The following is a 14,021-nucleotide window of genomic DNA, read 5'->3' as shown; positions in this document are numbered from 1 at the left end:
TTGAATTATCAAATGATCGGCTACGTCAACGGCCGAATCCTGCTGACAGAGGCGGCGCTTTTGGCGCTGCCCATGGTGGTGGCGCTGCTGTACGGTGAGTCGGCGGTGCCGTTCCTGATTCCCATTGCGGCGCTGGTTCTGACGGGTCTGGCGCTGAGCTTTCGCCAGCCCAAGCGCACGGCGCTGTACGCCCGGGACGGCCTTGCGGTGGTGGCGCTGGCGTGGATCGCCGTGTCCGCCTTCGGCGCGGTGCCCTTCGTCCTCTCCGGGGATATCCCGTCCTATGTGGACGCTTTTTTTGAAACGGTATCCGGCTTCACCACCACCGGCGCAAGCATCCTCACGGCGGTGGAACCCCTCAGCCGGGGCGGCTTGTTCTGGCGCAGCTTCACCCACTGGGTGGGCGGCATGGGCGTGCTGGTGTTCGTGATGGCCATTTTGCCCATGTCGGACGGACACGGGATGCACCTTTTGCGGGCGGAGGTACCCGGCCCCTCCGTGGGCAAGCTGGTCAGCCGCATGAGCGACACCGCCAAAATTCTCTACGGCATCTATTTTGTGATGACGGTCATCGAGATCGTGCTGCTGCTTCTGGGTGGGATGCCGCTGTTTGATTCGTGCATCCATGCCTTCGGCTCCGCCGGCACCGGCGGCTTCAGCTGCCGCAACCTCAGCGTGGGCGCCTACAACAGCCCTTATTTCGACATTGTCATCGGCATCTTCATGCTCCTTTTCGGCGTGAATTTCAATTTGTACTATTTCCTGCTGATCCGGCGGTTCCGGGACGTGTTCCACTCCGAGGAGCTGCGCAGCTACCTCCTGATCGTCACCGCCGCGGTGGTTGCCATTGCCGTGGACATCGTCCACATTTACGGCTCCGCCGCCACCAGTTTGCGCCACGCCTTCTTTCAGGTGTCCTCCATCATCACCACCACCGGCTATTCCTCGGTGGATTTCAACACCTGGCCCACCTTTTCCAAGGCAATTTTGGTGGTGCTGATGTTCGTCGGCGCCTGCGCCGGGTCCACCGGCGGCGGTATCAAGGTGGCGCGGGTGGTCATTTTGATCAAGGCGTCCTACGGCGACATGCGGCGGATGCTGCATCCCAACGCGGTGTCCACGGTGCGGTTTGAGGGCAAGCCCCTGACGGACCGGAACCTGCGCAGCGTCCATCTGTTTCTCACGGTTTACATTCTGGTGTTTACGGTCTCCTTCCTGCTGCTGTCGCTGGAGCAGTTTGACCTGATCACCACCTTTACGGCGCTGACCGCCTGCATCAACAACATCGGCCCGGGCCTTGAATTGGTGGGTCCCATGGGGAACTTTGCGGCATTCTCCCCCTGGAGCAAGCTCCTGCTTTCCTTCAACATGCTGGTGGGCCGTCTGGAAATTTTCCCCACGCTGCTGCTGTTCGCCCCCTCCATCTGGAAGCGGCGGCTGCTCAGCCGAAAGATCGCTCCCTGAACTGCAAAAAGGCCGCCCGTCGGGCGGCCTTTTTTGAAATAAGAAAGGAGAACGCCTATGAAATTGCAGGAGATTCGAGCGCAGCTGGCGGAGTGCGGGCGGCAGATGAGCGCCGCGGGGTTGAGCACCGGCACCAGCGGAAACCTGAGCGTCTACGACCCACAGGAGTGCCTGATGGCCATTACGCCGTCGGGACTCGACTATTTTTCCATAACCCCGGCGGACATCGTGGTGACGGATCTGGAGGCCCACGTGGTGGAGGGGGAGAGAAAGCCCTCCAGCGAGTGGGCGCTGCATACCCAGCTTTACCGCCGACACCCGGCGGCCCGGGCGGTGGTCCACACCCATTCCGTGTACTGCACCACGCTGGCGGTGCTGGGACAGCCCCTTCGGGCCGTCCACTATGCCATCGCTGCCGCCGGAGCGGCGGAGGTGCCCTGCGCGCCCTACTGTCTCTTCGGCACGGAGGCCCTTGCTCGGGAGGCGGTGGAAGCCTGCGGCGAGGGGCGGGCGGTGCTGCTGGGCAACCACGGCTTGGTTGCCTGGGGGGAGAGTCTGCCGGGGGCCTATGGGCTGGCCCGGGATCTGGAATTTGTGGCGGAGCTTCAGTGGCGGGCCATGGCGGTGGGGACGCCCAACGTGCTCACGAAGGACCAGATGGACGCCGCCATGAACCGCTTTCAAACCTACGGCCAGTCGGAGAAGCGCGCCGATGAACCGCAAACGCCCTAAAGTAGGAAGCGTACCGCGCAAATGGCGGCGTCCATCAGCCGGTATGGTTTACCGGTGCGCCCTTGTCATTTTTGATTTAATATGATACCATTTCATGGGAAAAACCAAAAACAAAAGCTGGGAGGAATCTGCTGATGGTATCATTCTTTAGAACGCTGACCGTTTTTGCACTTTCACTGGCCATGTCTGTCTGCGGGCCAACACCGCCTGCCCCCGGCGCCGCCGGAGCGGATGCTTCGCACGCCGCCACAGGATCCGGCCGGGAGGCCGCGTCCCAGATCACTGTTTTTTTGGAGGGAGAAAAGGAGACTGTGCCCGCCACGCTGTATGAGACCGTCATGCCGCTGCACGACTCCGTTCGGGAAAACGCGAATAGCAGTTTTTCACTCTACATCCCGAATGAGGGCTGGCAGAAGGAACCTGATTCCAACAGGTGGGTTTCCACCGTCAATCCAAAGGTTTTCTTTGAGGTTTGGATTGCCGAAGGCGGGACGCCCATGATTTTTCAGGAGTTCTTTCTGGTGAAAAATCCCGGATTTTCCAGCCCCGGTCTGGAGGAGCGCGACTGGTCGTATTTCACGGACAAAGCCACAGGAACGGAGGCTCTTGCCCGGATGCTGTATGACGGGGAGTGTGGATGCGCCATCTGGGGGCAGTATCCTGCCGAGGCTGTGGAAGGATTTGGCGCGCTGGTAAAAGCGATTGCCGAAACGCTGGAAACCGGGACGCTCCCGGCGCTGCCGGAGCAAGGAACCATTGCGCTTTCCGGCGGGGAACTGCCGGGGAGACTGTATACCGGAAACGGCTATACCCTGTATATCCCCAGCGAGGGCTGGAGCGAAACGGTCCGCCCGGAAAACAACGAGGTCATCTGGACCATGGAGGAACAGAAACTGGCCACGCTGAGCGTCCGTGTCTGGCCGGGGCTGGGGCGTGTTTCCGAGGATGCACTTTTTGCGGCGGTGCAGGCAGCAGAGCCGGACGCCGCGCTGGAGCGCACAGATCATCCTGTATTCAGGCAGGTCAATGACAGCCGGTGCCTGACGATCTATTACTACCAGTACGGGGATACCGCCTATACGGTGCGTCAGGATTATCCCAACGAGGCAGAAATCGGATATGGCAGCGTGGTATGGGGCGTTGCCCAGACGTTTCGTATGTCTGCAAAGCCTTGAAGCGGAAGAGAAAGAAAGGGTAGCCTCCCGTTTTCCGGGCGGCGGAATATATAAGGCAGAAAACGATCCGAACCGGGTGAACCCGGTTCGGATCGTTTTTACTCTGCGGACACCCGCCCAAAGCGGGGGCATGGTTCCTATTTTGTTACAGAGGGAATCTTCCGGTGCTGGTCAGCGCCTCCAGAATCTGATAGCGGTCCATCTGGAAGGGCTTGGTCATTTGGAGCGCTTCCTCCATGTCCAAATCCACCATGCGGCCTTCCTGCGTGGCGATGATGCGGTTGCCCTTGCCGGCGCACAGCGACATCACCGCCTCGTAGCCCATGCGGCTGGCGGTCTCCCGGTCCCGGGCGGTGGGGGAGCCGCCCCGCTGGATATGTCCCAGTACGGTGACCCGGGGGTCGATGCCGATCTCGTCGTGGATCAGGCGGCCGATGTCCACGGCGCTGCCGGCGCCCTCCGCCACCACGACCATGTAATGGGTGGTGCCCATGAGACGTGCCCGGCGGATTTTCTCCACGATGTCCCGGTCAAAATCCACCTCCCGCTCGGGGATCAAAACGGCGGTGGCGCCCACGGAAATACCCACGTACAGGGCAAGATATCCCGCGTGGCGGCCCATAACCTCCACCACGGAGCAGCGCTCGTGAGACTGCATGGTATCCCGCAGCTTGTCGACGCACTCAATGGCGGTGTTGCAGGCGGTATCGAAGCCAATGGTATAGTTGGAACAGCCGATGTCGTTGTCGATGGTGGCGGGGATACCCACCACCTGCAGCCGGTGCCCGGCTTCTTGCGCCTGACGAGACAGCGCCAAAGCGCCCCGGAAGGTGCCGTCTCCGCCGATGGCCACGATGCCGTCCAGCCCCAGCAGCTTGCACGTTGCCAAGGCCTTGTCACGGCCGGGAGCGCCTAAGAATTCCTCGCTGCGGGCGGTGTAGAGAATCGTGCCGCCCTTGTCAATGATATGGCTGACGCTGCCGGTGTCCATAGGGAAGAAGTCGCTGTTGATGAGGCCGCTCCAGCCCCGGCGGATGCCGATGCACTCAATGCCGCTGCCAATCGCCGTCCGCACAACGGCGCGGACAGCCGCGTTCATGCCGGGGGCGTCGCCGCCGCTGGTCAGAACGCCGATTCGTTTTACCTGATGATCCATGCTGAGTCCTCCTTGCCTTGCTGCTCTGGTGCGATTTTCAACCGCTGCGAAAAAGACACCGACCGAAAAGCCTTTTTCATCGACTATACAATTCTCAAACTTTGCTGTCAAGATTCTTTCTGCGAAAATGATTAAATTTTGTAGAAAACGATTAACTAAGCACGAAAAATATGTGAAGGAACACAACGAGACCGCCGCCCGACTTGCGGACGGCCGGGAAAAATGATATGATCGAGCCACGATAAAAAGAAGCGGGAGGGCTGGCATGAAGAAGCTGGTCGTTGGCATACTGGCCCATGTGGACGCGGGAAAGACCACGCTTTCCGAGGCGCTGCTTTACGAAAGCGGCGCGCTGCGCAAGCTGGGGCGGGTGGACCATCAGGACGCCTTTTTGGATACGGACCCCATGGAGCGGGAGCGGGGCATTACGATTTTTTCCAAGCAGGCGGTATTTTCCGCGGGAGAGCGGGAGATCACCCTGCTGGATACGCCGGGCCATGTGGATTTTTCGGCGGAGACGGAGCGGACGCTCCGGGTGCTGGACTGCGCCGTGCTGGTGGTGAGCGGGACGGACGGCGTGCAGGCCCACACCCGGACGCTCTGGCAGCTGCTGAAACGGTACGAGGTGCCGGTGTTCCTCTTTATCAATAAAATGGATTTGGCGGGCGCGGACCGGGAGAAGGTGCTTGCCGAGCTCAAGCGGCGGCTCTCCGGCGGCTGCGTGGATTTCGGCGCGGCGGAGACCCTGGCGGAGGAGGCCGCCGTGTGCGACGAAGCGGTGCTGGAGCGGTATTTGGAGCGCGGCGTCCTCCCCGACGGGGACGTGCGGGGCATGATTTCCCGGCGGGCGCTGTTCCCCTGCTATTTTGGCTCCGCGCTGAAGCTGGAGGGGGTGGACGCGCTGGCGGCGGGCCTTGCACGCTATGCGCCCCTGCCCGACTATCCCCAGTCCTTTGGCGCCCGGGTGTTCAAAATCGCCCGGGACGGGCAGGGCGCCCGGCTCACCTACTTGAAGGTCACGGGGGGCACGCTGCGGGTAAAGGAAATGCTCACCGCCTGCGGCGCGGACGGCGAGACGGCGTGGGAGGAAAAGGCGGACCAGCTGCGCTTGTATTCCGGGACGAAATTTCGTCTCATTGAGGAAGCGAGCGCCGGCACGGTGTGCGCGGTGACGGGCCTGAGCCACACGGTGCCGGGCATGGGGCTGGGCTTTGAGTCCGACTGGACCAGCCCGCTGCTGGAGCCGGTCCTCGCCTATCGGGTGGAGCTGCCGGAGGGGACGGACCCCCACACCGCGCTGCCCCAGCTGCGGCTGCTGGAAGAGGAAGACCCCCAGCTTCACGTGGTTTGGAACGAGGTACACCGGGAGATCCGCATGCAGCTCATGGGCGAGGTGCACTTGGAGATCTTGCAGCGCATCCTGCGGGAGCGCTTTTCCATGGAAGCGACGTTTGGCGCGGGGGCGATCCTCTACCGGGAGACGATCACCGCTCCCGTGGAGGGCATCGGCCACTTTGAGCCGCTACGCCATTATGCGGAGGTCCATCTCCTGCTGGAGCCGGGGGAGCCGGGCAGCGGACTGACGCTGGGGTCCGCCTGTCCGGAGGACCAGCTGGAGGGCCACTGGCAGCGATTGATTCTTGGGCAGCTTGCCCTTTGGGAGCATCCCGGCGTGCTGACCGGCGCGCCGGTCACGGACCTGCGGGTCACGCTGGTGGCGGGGAGGGCTCACGAAAAGCACACGGAGGGCGGCGATTTCCGTCAGGCCGCTTTCCGGGCGCTGCGGCAGGGACTGATGCAGGCGCAAAGCGTTTTGCTGGAGCCATGGTATGATTTCCGGCTGGAGCTGCCCTCCGAGCAGGTGGGGCGGGCCATGAGCGATCTCCAGCGCATGAACGGGCAGCAGAATCCGCCGGAGACGGCGGGGGAGGAGACGGTGCTCACGGGAGCTGCACCGGTGGCGGCGCTGCGGGACTATGCCCGGGAGGTAACGGCCTATACCCGGGGCCGGGGAAGGCTTCTCTGCACCCCGGCGGGCTACCGTCCCTGCCCGGAGGGGGCGCGCATTGCCGCCGCGTCGGGCTACGACCCGGAGCGGGACGCGGACAACCCGGCGGACTCCGTGTTCTGCGCCCACGGCGGCGGGTACACGGTGAAGTGGGATCAGGTTTCCGCCCTTGCCCATGTGGACAGCGGACTGCGGCTAGGGAAGCCGCAGGAGCGGGAGACGGAAGCATATCGCCCCCGGCGTCCCTCGACCTACGCCGGAACGGTGGAGCAGGATCGGGAATTGCAGGCCATTTTTGAGCGGACCTACGGTCCCGTCCGCTCCCCCGCCTTCCAGCCGCCCCGAGAACCCCGCCGCCCCAGCACCGACGATGCGCAAGCGGGTCAGGCCGTGCGGGAAGCCTTTTCGGGAGAGGAGTACCTGCTGGTGGACGGATACAACATCCTCTTTGCGTGGGACGAGCTCAAGACGGTGGCCCGGGACAATCTGGACGCCGCCCGGAAAATGCTGTGCGACCTGCTGTGCAATTACCAGGGCTATCAGCACTGCCACGTCATTTTGGTGTTTGACGCCTATCGCGTCAAGGGCGGGCAGGGGTCAGTGGAGAAATACCACAACATCCATGTGGTCTACACGAAAGAGGCGGAGACGGCGGACGCCTACATTGAAAAGGCCACCTACGAAATTGATCGCCGCCACCGGGTGCGGGTGGCCACCTCCGACGGGCCGGAGCAGCTGATCATTCTGGGCCACGGCGCGCTGCGCGTTTCCGCGTCCGGTTTCCATGAGGAAGTGGAGCGGGTGCAGGGGCAGATCGCCGCCGCGCTGGCGAAAAACAACCAGAAAACGAGGAGCGGCGCCATGCGCACCGCCATGGAAAAGGCCGCCAAGGCCGGAAAGGTGTGATCATGGGAATCCTGCTTGTATCGGGCGCGGTGCTGGCACTTTGCACCGCCGCACGCTGGTATCTGGACCGCACCAGCCGCGGGGAGCGCACGTATGCCGGGGGATGGGTCCGCCTGCGGACGCTTTGGAACGAGGGGGCCGCCTTTGGATTGCCACTGCCAAAGGGCGGATTGATTGCGCTTTCCCTGCTGGCGCTCTCCGCGCTTTTTTGCCTGCGCCGCAAGAGCGGTGCCGGGACCGCGCTGATTCTGGGCGGGGGAGTCAGCAATCTGCTGGAGCGTCTGCGCCGGGGGCGGGTGTACGATTACCTGCAGTTCCCCAAAGCGCCCCGCCCGCTCAACCGGTATGTGTACAATCTGGCGGACCTGTTTATTTTCACCGGGGCCGTACTGCTGGGAAAGCGCCGAAAAGTGCGGGGAAAGCGTTGACAAACCGCTAAGGCGGCGCGTATAGTGTAGGTGTTGAAACGCGGAAGAGTTTTCCGCAATATGGAATGAACGGCGCGGACGCCGAAAAGAAAAGGAGAATCAATTATGGATGTAAGCAAAATGCCGACGATGGACAGCATCACCCGTTTTAAGGCCGCAATGGATTCCGACAAGGGCGCTCTCGGCCCCTTCATGATCGGGACCGACCCCGCGTTTGTAGAGGCTGCCGGTTACGCCGGATATGATTTCGTGCTGCTGGATATGGAGCACGGCACCACCACCTTCCAGACGCTGCCCAATCTGATCCGCGCCGCCAACGTGGCCGGCGTTTGCCCCGTGGTCCGCGTGCCCCGCGGCAGCGACATTTGGATCGATCAGGCGCTGGACGTGGGCGCCGGCGCGGTGATGATCCCCCAGATCGACACCGCCGAGCAGGCCCGGGCCGCCGTGTCTGCCGCCAAGTTCTCCCCCGTGGGCACCCGGGGTACCTGCCGCTTCGTCCGCTCCGCCGGGTTTGGCGCCATTGCCGGCAAGGACTACTTCGCCAAGGCGCAGGATACCATGGTCATCGTGCAGGCCGAGGGCAAGAAGGCTGTGGACAATCTGGACGAGATTCTGGATGTCCCCGGCATCGACGTGGTGTTCGTTGGACCCTACGACCTCTCCAGCTCTCTGGGCCTCGTGGGCCAGATCGACCACCCCGCCGTCACCGACGCCATCAAGGTGATTATCGCCAAGGCCGCCGCCAAGGGCGTGAAGGTTGGCTGCTTTGCCGACTCCGTGGAGGGCGGCAAGAAGTGGCGCGATCTGGGCGTCAAGTTCATCGGCTACGCCTGCGACACCTACATCTTCATGCAGGGCGCCAAGGCGGATGTGGAAAGCTTCTCCAAATAATTGAAGAGACTTAAAAAAAAGGAGTCCCCCGGACCATCGGTCCGGGGGACTCCTTTTTTGCGGAGGAAAACCACCGACTGCGCCGGTGAGCATAATTTTTTATGGATTTTACAGGAAAACGAAGGAACCCTTCACAAAAAATAAATATACTGGGTTCGGATACTTGACAAACTGTGTTAACTGTACTATTATTACTAATACGCTAGTACAATGATACAGAGTGCAGACAAACTGTTGAAGCAAAACGGGCGTTTGCATCGTTATAGAAAGAGAAGCAAGGAAAAGAGGAACCGAGAATGAAAATTTTAATTACGACGGATTGGTATCTGCCGGCAGTGAACGGTGTGGTCACGTCGGTGAAGAATCTCCGGCAGGAGCTGGAGCGTCGGGGGCACGAGGTGCGGGTGCTGACGCTTTCCCAGACCACGCGCTCCGGGGAGAAAAACGGCGTCACCTATCTCGGCTCCGTGGCTGCGGGACTCATCTATCCCGGCGCCCGCCTGCGCACGGCGCTGGCGGGAAGCTATGTGCGGGATCTGGTGGCGTGGCATCCGGACGTGGTCCATTCCCAGTGCGAGTTTTCCACGTTCTTTCTGGCCCGCCGCATTGCGGAGGAGCTGGATATTCCCTTGATCCATACGTACCACACCGTCTACGAGGACTATACCCATTACTTTTCCCCCAGCGTCCGCTTCGGGAAGAAGGCGGTGGCGGTGTTTTCCCGCTGGGTAGCCGGGCAGACGGACGCGCTGATCGCCCCCACGGCGAAGGTGCGGCAGCTGCTAAAGGGCTACGGCGTGCGCCAGCCGGTGTTTGTGGTGCCGTCGGGCATTGACCTCAGGCGCTTTTGCCGGGAGGCGGACCCGTGGCGGACGGCGGTGCTGAAGGCGAGCCTGCATATTCCGGAGGACCGGCTGGTGCTGGTGAGCGTGGGCCGTCTGGCGGAAGAAAAAAACGTGGAGGAGCTGCTGCGGCTGCGCGCGGCCATGGGCCACGGTGCGCTCACGCTGCTTCTGGTGGGGGACGGACCCCACCGCGCCGCGCTGGAGAAGCTGACCGAGGAGCTGGGGCTTCATGCGCCGGACGTGGTGTTTGCCGGGCAGGTGCCGCCGGAGCAGGTGGCGGACTGGTATCAGCTGGGGGACCTGTTTGTCTCCGCCTCCACCAGCGAGACACAGGGCCTTACTTACGCGGAGGCGCTGGCGGCCGGGGTCCCGGCGCTGTGCCGGGAGGACCCCTGTCTCCAGGGCGTCATCCGGGACGGGGAAAACGGCTGGCAGTACCGCACCGGGGCGGATTTTCAGGAAAAGCTGGATTTGTTTTCCGCCCAGCCCCACCGGAGACAGGCGCTGTCCGCGGCGGCGCGGGAAAGCGCCGGGGAATTTTCCGCGGAGACCTTTGCCGCAAGAGCGGAAGAAATTTATTGTCGGCAGATGGCCCGACACAGCTGCAAGGAGGTGTCCGCATGACGCAGCCCATTGAACGAACCGTTTTGCGGGTGGTCTCTCTGGCGGGACTTGCCATTTGCATTCTGGTGGCCCTGTGGGGCTGGCAGACCGGCATCCTGACCTCTCAGGAGCGCTTGGCCGCACTGGTGGCGGGCGCGGGCGCGGCGGGGGCGCTGCTGTTCACCGCGTTTCAGGCGGTGCAGGTGGTGGTCCCCGTGCTGCCGGGTGGCCTTGGCTGCCTTGCGGGGGTGTTGCTGTTTGGCCCCATGTGGGGATTTGTTTACAATTATGTGGGCATCTGCATTGGGTCGCTGCTGGCCTTCGCCGTGGCGCGCAACTGCGGAAAGCCCCTGCTGCCCCTGCTCTTTTCCCAGCGGACCATTGAAAAATACAGCCGGTGGACCCGGGAGAAGGCCCGCTTTTCCCGGCTGTTTGCACTGGCGATCTTTTTGCCAGTGGCGCCGGACGACTTTTTGTGCTATCTGGCGGGGACCACCGAGATGAGCTGGCGGCGGTACACCACCATCATTCTTTTGGGAAAACCGTTTGCCATTGCCCTGTACAGTCTGGGACTCACGGTCATCTGGCAGGCATTGGTCAAATAAAGGAGGCAGCTTCCATGCGCATTTACATTTATCGCGGCGGCGAGAAGCTTGTGGGCAAGAGCGGTGTGGGACAGGCCATGCAGCACCAAAGAGAGTCGCTGCATCGGGCGGGGATCTCCCCGGCGGACCACTGGGCGCAGGACGTGGGCGCCATCCACGTCAACACCGTGCTGCCGGACTCTGTGGCGGCGGCGCTGGGGGCCAAACTGCGGGGGAAGAAGGTGGTCTGGTACGGCCACTCCACCATGGAGGATTTCCGGGATTCCTTCAAAGGCTCCAACCTGCTCGCCCCGCTGTTCCGGCGGTGGATCACGTTTTGCTACGGGCTGGGGGACGTGGTCATCACGCCCACGGAATACTCCCGCGACCTTTTGAAAACCTACGGCCTGCGCCGGCCGGTGTACCCGTTGTCCAACGGGGTGGACACGGCCTTTTTCCATCCGGACAAGGCGCTGGGCGCGGCGTTTCGGCGGCGGTACGGCCTTGGGGACGGGGAAAAGGCGGTCATCTCCGTGGGCCACACCATCGCCCGAAAGGGCTTGCCGGAGTTTCTGGAGATGGCCCGGCGGATGCCCGCGGCTCAATTTTTCTGGTTTGGCTGGACGGACCCCCGTCTGGTCCCCGCCGCGATCAGGGAGGCCATGGACCAAGCGCCCGCCAACGTGCGCTTCCCCGGCTTTGTGGACCGTGGGCAGCTCCGGGAGGCTTACTGCGGCGCGGATGTGTTCGCCTTTTTGAGCCATGAGGAGACGGAGGGCATCGTGGTGCTGGAAGCGCTCAGCTGCGGCATTCCCACCGTGGTGCGGGACATCCCCGTGTATCAGGACTGGCTGGAGGACGGAAAGAACGTCTACAAGGCTGCGGACACCGACGGCTTTTGCCGCCTCGTCGAAGGTTTGCTGGACGGAGCGCTGCCGGACCTGACGGCGGCGGGAGAGCAGGTGGCGGCGGAGCGAAGTCTGGAGGCCGTGGGCCGTCAGCTGCGGGAAATCTACCGGCAGGAGCGCATTTTGCCGCCGCTGCCAGCGCCGCTTTCCCCAAGGCGGGTCAATGTATAAAAAATCGCACGGTGTTAACCGTGCGATTTTTTGCGGCGAGAAGGGTTATACTACGCGCACCTCGTAGGTTTGCATCCAGTGGTCCGGCTGCAAAAATCGGCGATGGTCTGGGGCGTGGTCATGAGCTGGCTGTACCAGAGCTGCTGACCCTCGTGACGGAGGAGCGCTTCCAGCGCTTCCCGCCGGACTCCCGAAGGGCAGGCGTGCCGCCTGAAAACAACGGATGCCAAAGAAATACATTTGGGAAAACAAAATTTTTTCACTATTTTTACCTGCGGGGGGTTTTACAATTTTGCGGGACTGTGTTACAATATTCACGGAAAGAAAACGATTACCTGAGAAAGGGGTTTGCATATGAGAAAGACGAAAATTGTCTGCACACTGGGGCCGTCCACAGATCGGGAGGGCGTTTTGCGGGAAATGGTCCTCGCGGGCATGAACGTGGCCCGGTTCAATTTTTCCCACGGCAGCCATGAAGAGCACAAGGTCCGGCTGGAGAAGCTGAAGGTTTTGCGGGAGGAGCTGAAGCGTCCCGTGGCGGCCATGCTGGACACAAAGGGGCCGGAGATCCGGCTGAAAACCTTTGCAGCCGGATCTGTGAAGCTGGTGACGGGGGCGGAATTTACGCTGACCACGGAGGACGTGCAGGGCGACGCGCATCGCTGCGCCATCACCTACTCCGAATTGCCGAGCGACGTGAAGGCGGGGGACACCATTTTGCTGGACGACGGGCTGGTGCGATTGACTGTTCTGGAGACCACCGGCGCCAACATCCGCTGCCGTGTGGAAAACGACGGCATGATGAAGGATAAAAAGGGCGTAAACGTCCCCGGCGTGCGGCTGAACATGTCTTATATGAGCCAGCGGGACCGGGAGGATCTCCTCTTCGGCGCCGAGCAGGGCTTTGATTATATTGCCGCCAGCTTTGTCCGCTCCGCCGCCGACGTGCGGGAGATCCGCAGCGTGCTGGACCGGGCCGGCTCCAATATCCGCATCATCGCCAAGGTGGAAAATCAGGAGGGCATCTCCAATCTGCCTGAAATCCTGGCGGTGGCGGACGGCATCATGGTGGCCCGGGGCGATCTGGGCGTTGAGATCGACTTCACGGAGATTCCGGTCCTGCAAAAGGACATGATCGCCCAGTGCGTGGCCATCGGAAAGCCGGTCATCACCGCCACCCAGATGCTGGACTCCATGATGGAAAATCCCCGCCCCACCCGGGCGGAGATCACGGACGTTGCAAACGCCATTTACGACGGCACCTCCGCCATCATGCTCTCCGGCGAGACGGCGGCGGGCAAGTATCCGGTGGAGGCGGTGCGCACGATGGACGCCATCGCCCGCAAGACCGAGGCCACCATGGACGAGACGGTGCGGCCGCTGAAGGTGATGGGCAAGGCCCGTCTTTCCGTCACCGCCGCCACGGCCCACGCCGCCTGCTCCACCGCGCTGGATATCGGCGCGGACGCCATTCTCACCGTCAGCCAGCGGGGCGTCACCGCCCAGATGGTCAGCCGCTTCCGGCCCAAGACCACGGTGGTGGCGCTGCTGCTGGACCCGCAGGTCCAGCGGCAGATGGCGCTCTACTGGGGCGTGGAGCCGCTGACCATGCCCTACGCCGGCAGCACCGACGAACTGGTGGAGCTGGCGGTGCAAACGTCGGTAAACGCCGGAATCGTAAAACAGAGCGATCTGGTGGTGGTCACCGCCGGGGTGCCTGTGGGCGTCACCGGGACCACCAACATGATCCGGGTCCATCAGGTGGGCGGCTCTTTGGTCAATGCCGTGGGCATTGGCGACCAGAAGGCCAGCGGAGCGCTGTGCGTTTGCCGGGGTCTTGACGAAGTGACGGAAAAATTCCGCCCCGGCGATGTACTGGTGGTGCCCTACACCACCAACGAGATGCTGCCCTATGTCCGGCAGGCCGCCGCCGTCATCAGCGAGGAGGCCAGCGGCGACAGCCATGCCGCCACGGTGGGCCTCACGCTGAATAAGCCGGTCATTGTGGGCGCCATGGACGTCACCCACCGGCTTAAGGACGGCGTGATGGTTTCCGTGGACTGCGCCCGGGGCACCGTGCAGACGCTGCCCCAGTAAGCGGAGAGAGTCCCCGCCCGGGAAGGGCGCTCTTGGGAAAAACAAAACGG

The 14,021-nt window shown here is 62.6% G+C and carries 12 protein-coding genes; 10 read left to right on the top strand and 2 right to left on the bottom strand.

Features of this window, described 5'->3' with window-relative positions; translation table 11 throughout:
* From PHI30_RS06165 to PHI30_RS06155, 3 genes are all read left to right on the top strand, one after another.
* Positions 1-1,464: a TrkH family potassium uptake protein gene (locus PHI30_RS06165; RefSeq protein WP_300025369.1), complete on the top strand. Its 1,464-nt coding sequence runs from the start codon at positions 1-3 to the stop codon at positions 1,462-1,464.
* 57 nt (positions 1,465-1,521) lie between these two features.
* Positions 1,522-2,196 carry a class II aldolase/adducin family protein gene (locus PHI30_RS06160; RefSeq protein WP_300025366.1) on the top strand — a complete coding sequence of 225 codons (675 nt, stop codon included), beginning with the start codon at positions 1,522-1,524 and terminating at the stop codon, positions 2,194-2,196.
* A 134-nt stretch (positions 2,197-2,330) separates the two neighbouring features.
* Positions 2,331-3,371, top strand: coding sequence for a hypothetical protein (locus PHI30_RS06155; RefSeq protein WP_300025364.1), 1,041 nt, complete (start codon positions 2,331-2,333; stop codon positions 3,369-3,371).
* 145 nt (positions 3,372-3,516) lie between these two features.
* Here the strand turns inward: PHI30_RS06155 and PHI30_RS06150 are convergent, their stop codons facing one another.
* Complete coding sequence (locus PHI30_RS06150; protein WP_300025361.1) at positions 3,517-4,527, bottom strand: ATP-dependent 6-phosphofructokinase; 1,011 nt, start codon at positions 4,525-4,527, stop codon at positions 3,517-3,519.
* A 265-nt stretch (positions 4,528-4,792) separates the two neighbouring features.
* Between PHI30_RS06150 and PHI30_RS06145 the strand changes: the two genes are divergently transcribed.
* The 6 genes from PHI30_RS06145 to PHI30_RS06120 all read left to right on the top strand — a co-directional run bounded on the left by PHI30_RS06145 (position 4,793) and on the right by PHI30_RS06120 (position 11,874).
* Positions 4,793-7,441: a translation factor GTPase family protein gene (locus PHI30_RS06145; protein ID WP_300025358.1), complete on the top strand. Its 2,649-nt coding sequence runs from the start codon at positions 4,793-4,795 to the stop codon at positions 7,439-7,441.
* Positions 7,442-7,443: 2 nt separating this feature from the next.
* Positions 7,444-7,869 (top strand): signal peptidase II, encoded by a 426-nt coding sequence (locus tag PHI30_RS06140; RefSeq protein ID WP_300025355.1) that lies wholly within the window; start codon positions 7,444-7,446, stop codon positions 7,867-7,869.
* Positions 7,870-7,974: 105 nt separating this feature from the next.
* On the top strand, positions 7,975-8,763 hold the full coding sequence (locus tag PHI30_RS06135) for an aldolase/citrate lyase family protein (protein WP_300025352.1): 789 nt from the start codon (positions 7,975-7,977) through the stop codon (positions 8,761-8,763).
* A 296-nt stretch (positions 8,764-9,059) separates the two neighbouring features.
* A complete protein-coding gene (locus PHI30_RS06130; RefSeq protein WP_300025350.1) occupies positions 9,060-10,232 on the top strand; it encodes a glycosyltransferase family 4 protein in 1,173 nt (390 codons plus the stop codon).
* Entirely contained in the window at positions 10,229-10,816 is a 588-nt protein-coding gene (locus tag PHI30_RS06125; RefSeq protein WP_300025348.1) for a VTT domain-containing protein, read from the top strand. Before PHI30_RS06130 ends, PHI30_RS06125 begins: the two co-directional genes overlap by 4 nt.
* 14 nt (positions 10,817-10,830) lie before the next feature.
* Positions 10,831-11,874: a glycosyltransferase family 4 protein gene (locus PHI30_RS06120; RefSeq protein WP_300025345.1), complete on the top strand. Its 1,044-nt coding sequence runs from the start codon at positions 10,831-10,833 to the stop codon at positions 11,872-11,874.
* 50 nt (positions 11,875-11,924) lie between these two features.
* Here the strand turns inward: PHI30_RS06120 and PHI30_RS06115 are convergent, their stop codons facing one another.
* Entirely contained in the window at positions 11,925-12,104 is a 180-nt protein-coding gene (locus PHI30_RS06115; RefSeq protein WP_300025343.1) for a hypothetical protein, read from the bottom strand.
* A 124-nt stretch (positions 12,105-12,228) separates the two neighbouring features.
* On the opposite strand from PHI30_RS06115, the gene pyk reads away from it, so the two are divergent.
* Positions 12,229-13,971 carry a pyruvate kinase gene (gene pyk, locus PHI30_RS06110; protein ID WP_300025340.1) on the top strand — a complete coding sequence of 581 codons (1,743 nt, stop codon included), beginning with the start codon at positions 12,229-12,231 and terminating at the stop codon, positions 13,969-13,971.
* Positions 13,972-14,021 lie beyond the last annotated feature (50 nt).

Origin of the sequence: Oscillibacter sp. (assembly GCF_028693505.1) — a bacterium.
Classification (GTDB): domain Bacteria; phylum Bacillota; class Clostridia; order Oscillospirales; family Oscillospiraceae; genus Oscillibacter.
Note: the sequence above shows the minus strand (reverse complement) of the source record. Positions and strands in the feature narration are given on the sequence as shown.

Bases quoted from the DNA above. Each gene is read 5' to 3' on its own strand.
- PHI30_RS06160 (WP_300025366.1), top strand. From the start codon at position 1,522: ATGAAATTGCAGGAGATTCGAGCGCAGCTGGCGGAGTGCGGGCGGCAG.
- PHI30_RS06155 (WP_300025364.1), top strand. From the start codon at position 2,331: ATGGTATCATTCTTTAGAACGCTGACCGTTTTTGCACTTTCACTGGCC.
- PHI30_RS06150 (WP_300025361.1), bottom strand. From the start codon at position 4,527: ATGGATCATCAGGTAAAACGAATCGGCGTTCTGACCAGCGGCGGCGAC.
- PHI30_RS06145 (WP_300025358.1), top strand. From the start codon at position 4,793: ATGAAGAAGCTGGTCGTTGGCATACTGGCCCATGTGGACGCGGGAAAG.
- PHI30_RS06140 (WP_300025355.1), top strand. From the start codon at position 7,444: ATGGGAATCCTGCTTGTATCGGGCGCGGTGCTGGCACTTTGCACCGCC.
- PHI30_RS06135 (WP_300025352.1), top strand. From the start codon at position 7,975: ATGGATGTAAGCAAAATGCCGACGATGGACAGCATCACCCGTTTTAAG.
- PHI30_RS06130 (WP_300025350.1), top strand. From the start codon at position 9,060: ATGAAAATTTTAATTACGACGGATTGGTATCTGCCGGCAGTGAACGGT.
- PHI30_RS06125 (WP_300025348.1), top strand. From the start codon at position 10,229: ATGACGCAGCCCATTGAACGAACCGTTTTGCGGGTGGTCTCTCTGGCG.
- PHI30_RS06120 (WP_300025345.1), top strand. From the start codon at position 10,831: ATGCGCATTTACATTTATCGCGGCGGCGAGAAGCTTGTGGGCAAGAGC.
- pyk (WP_300025340.1), top strand. From the start codon at position 12,229: ATGAGAAAGACGAAAATTGTCTGCACACTGGGGCCGTCCACAGATCGG.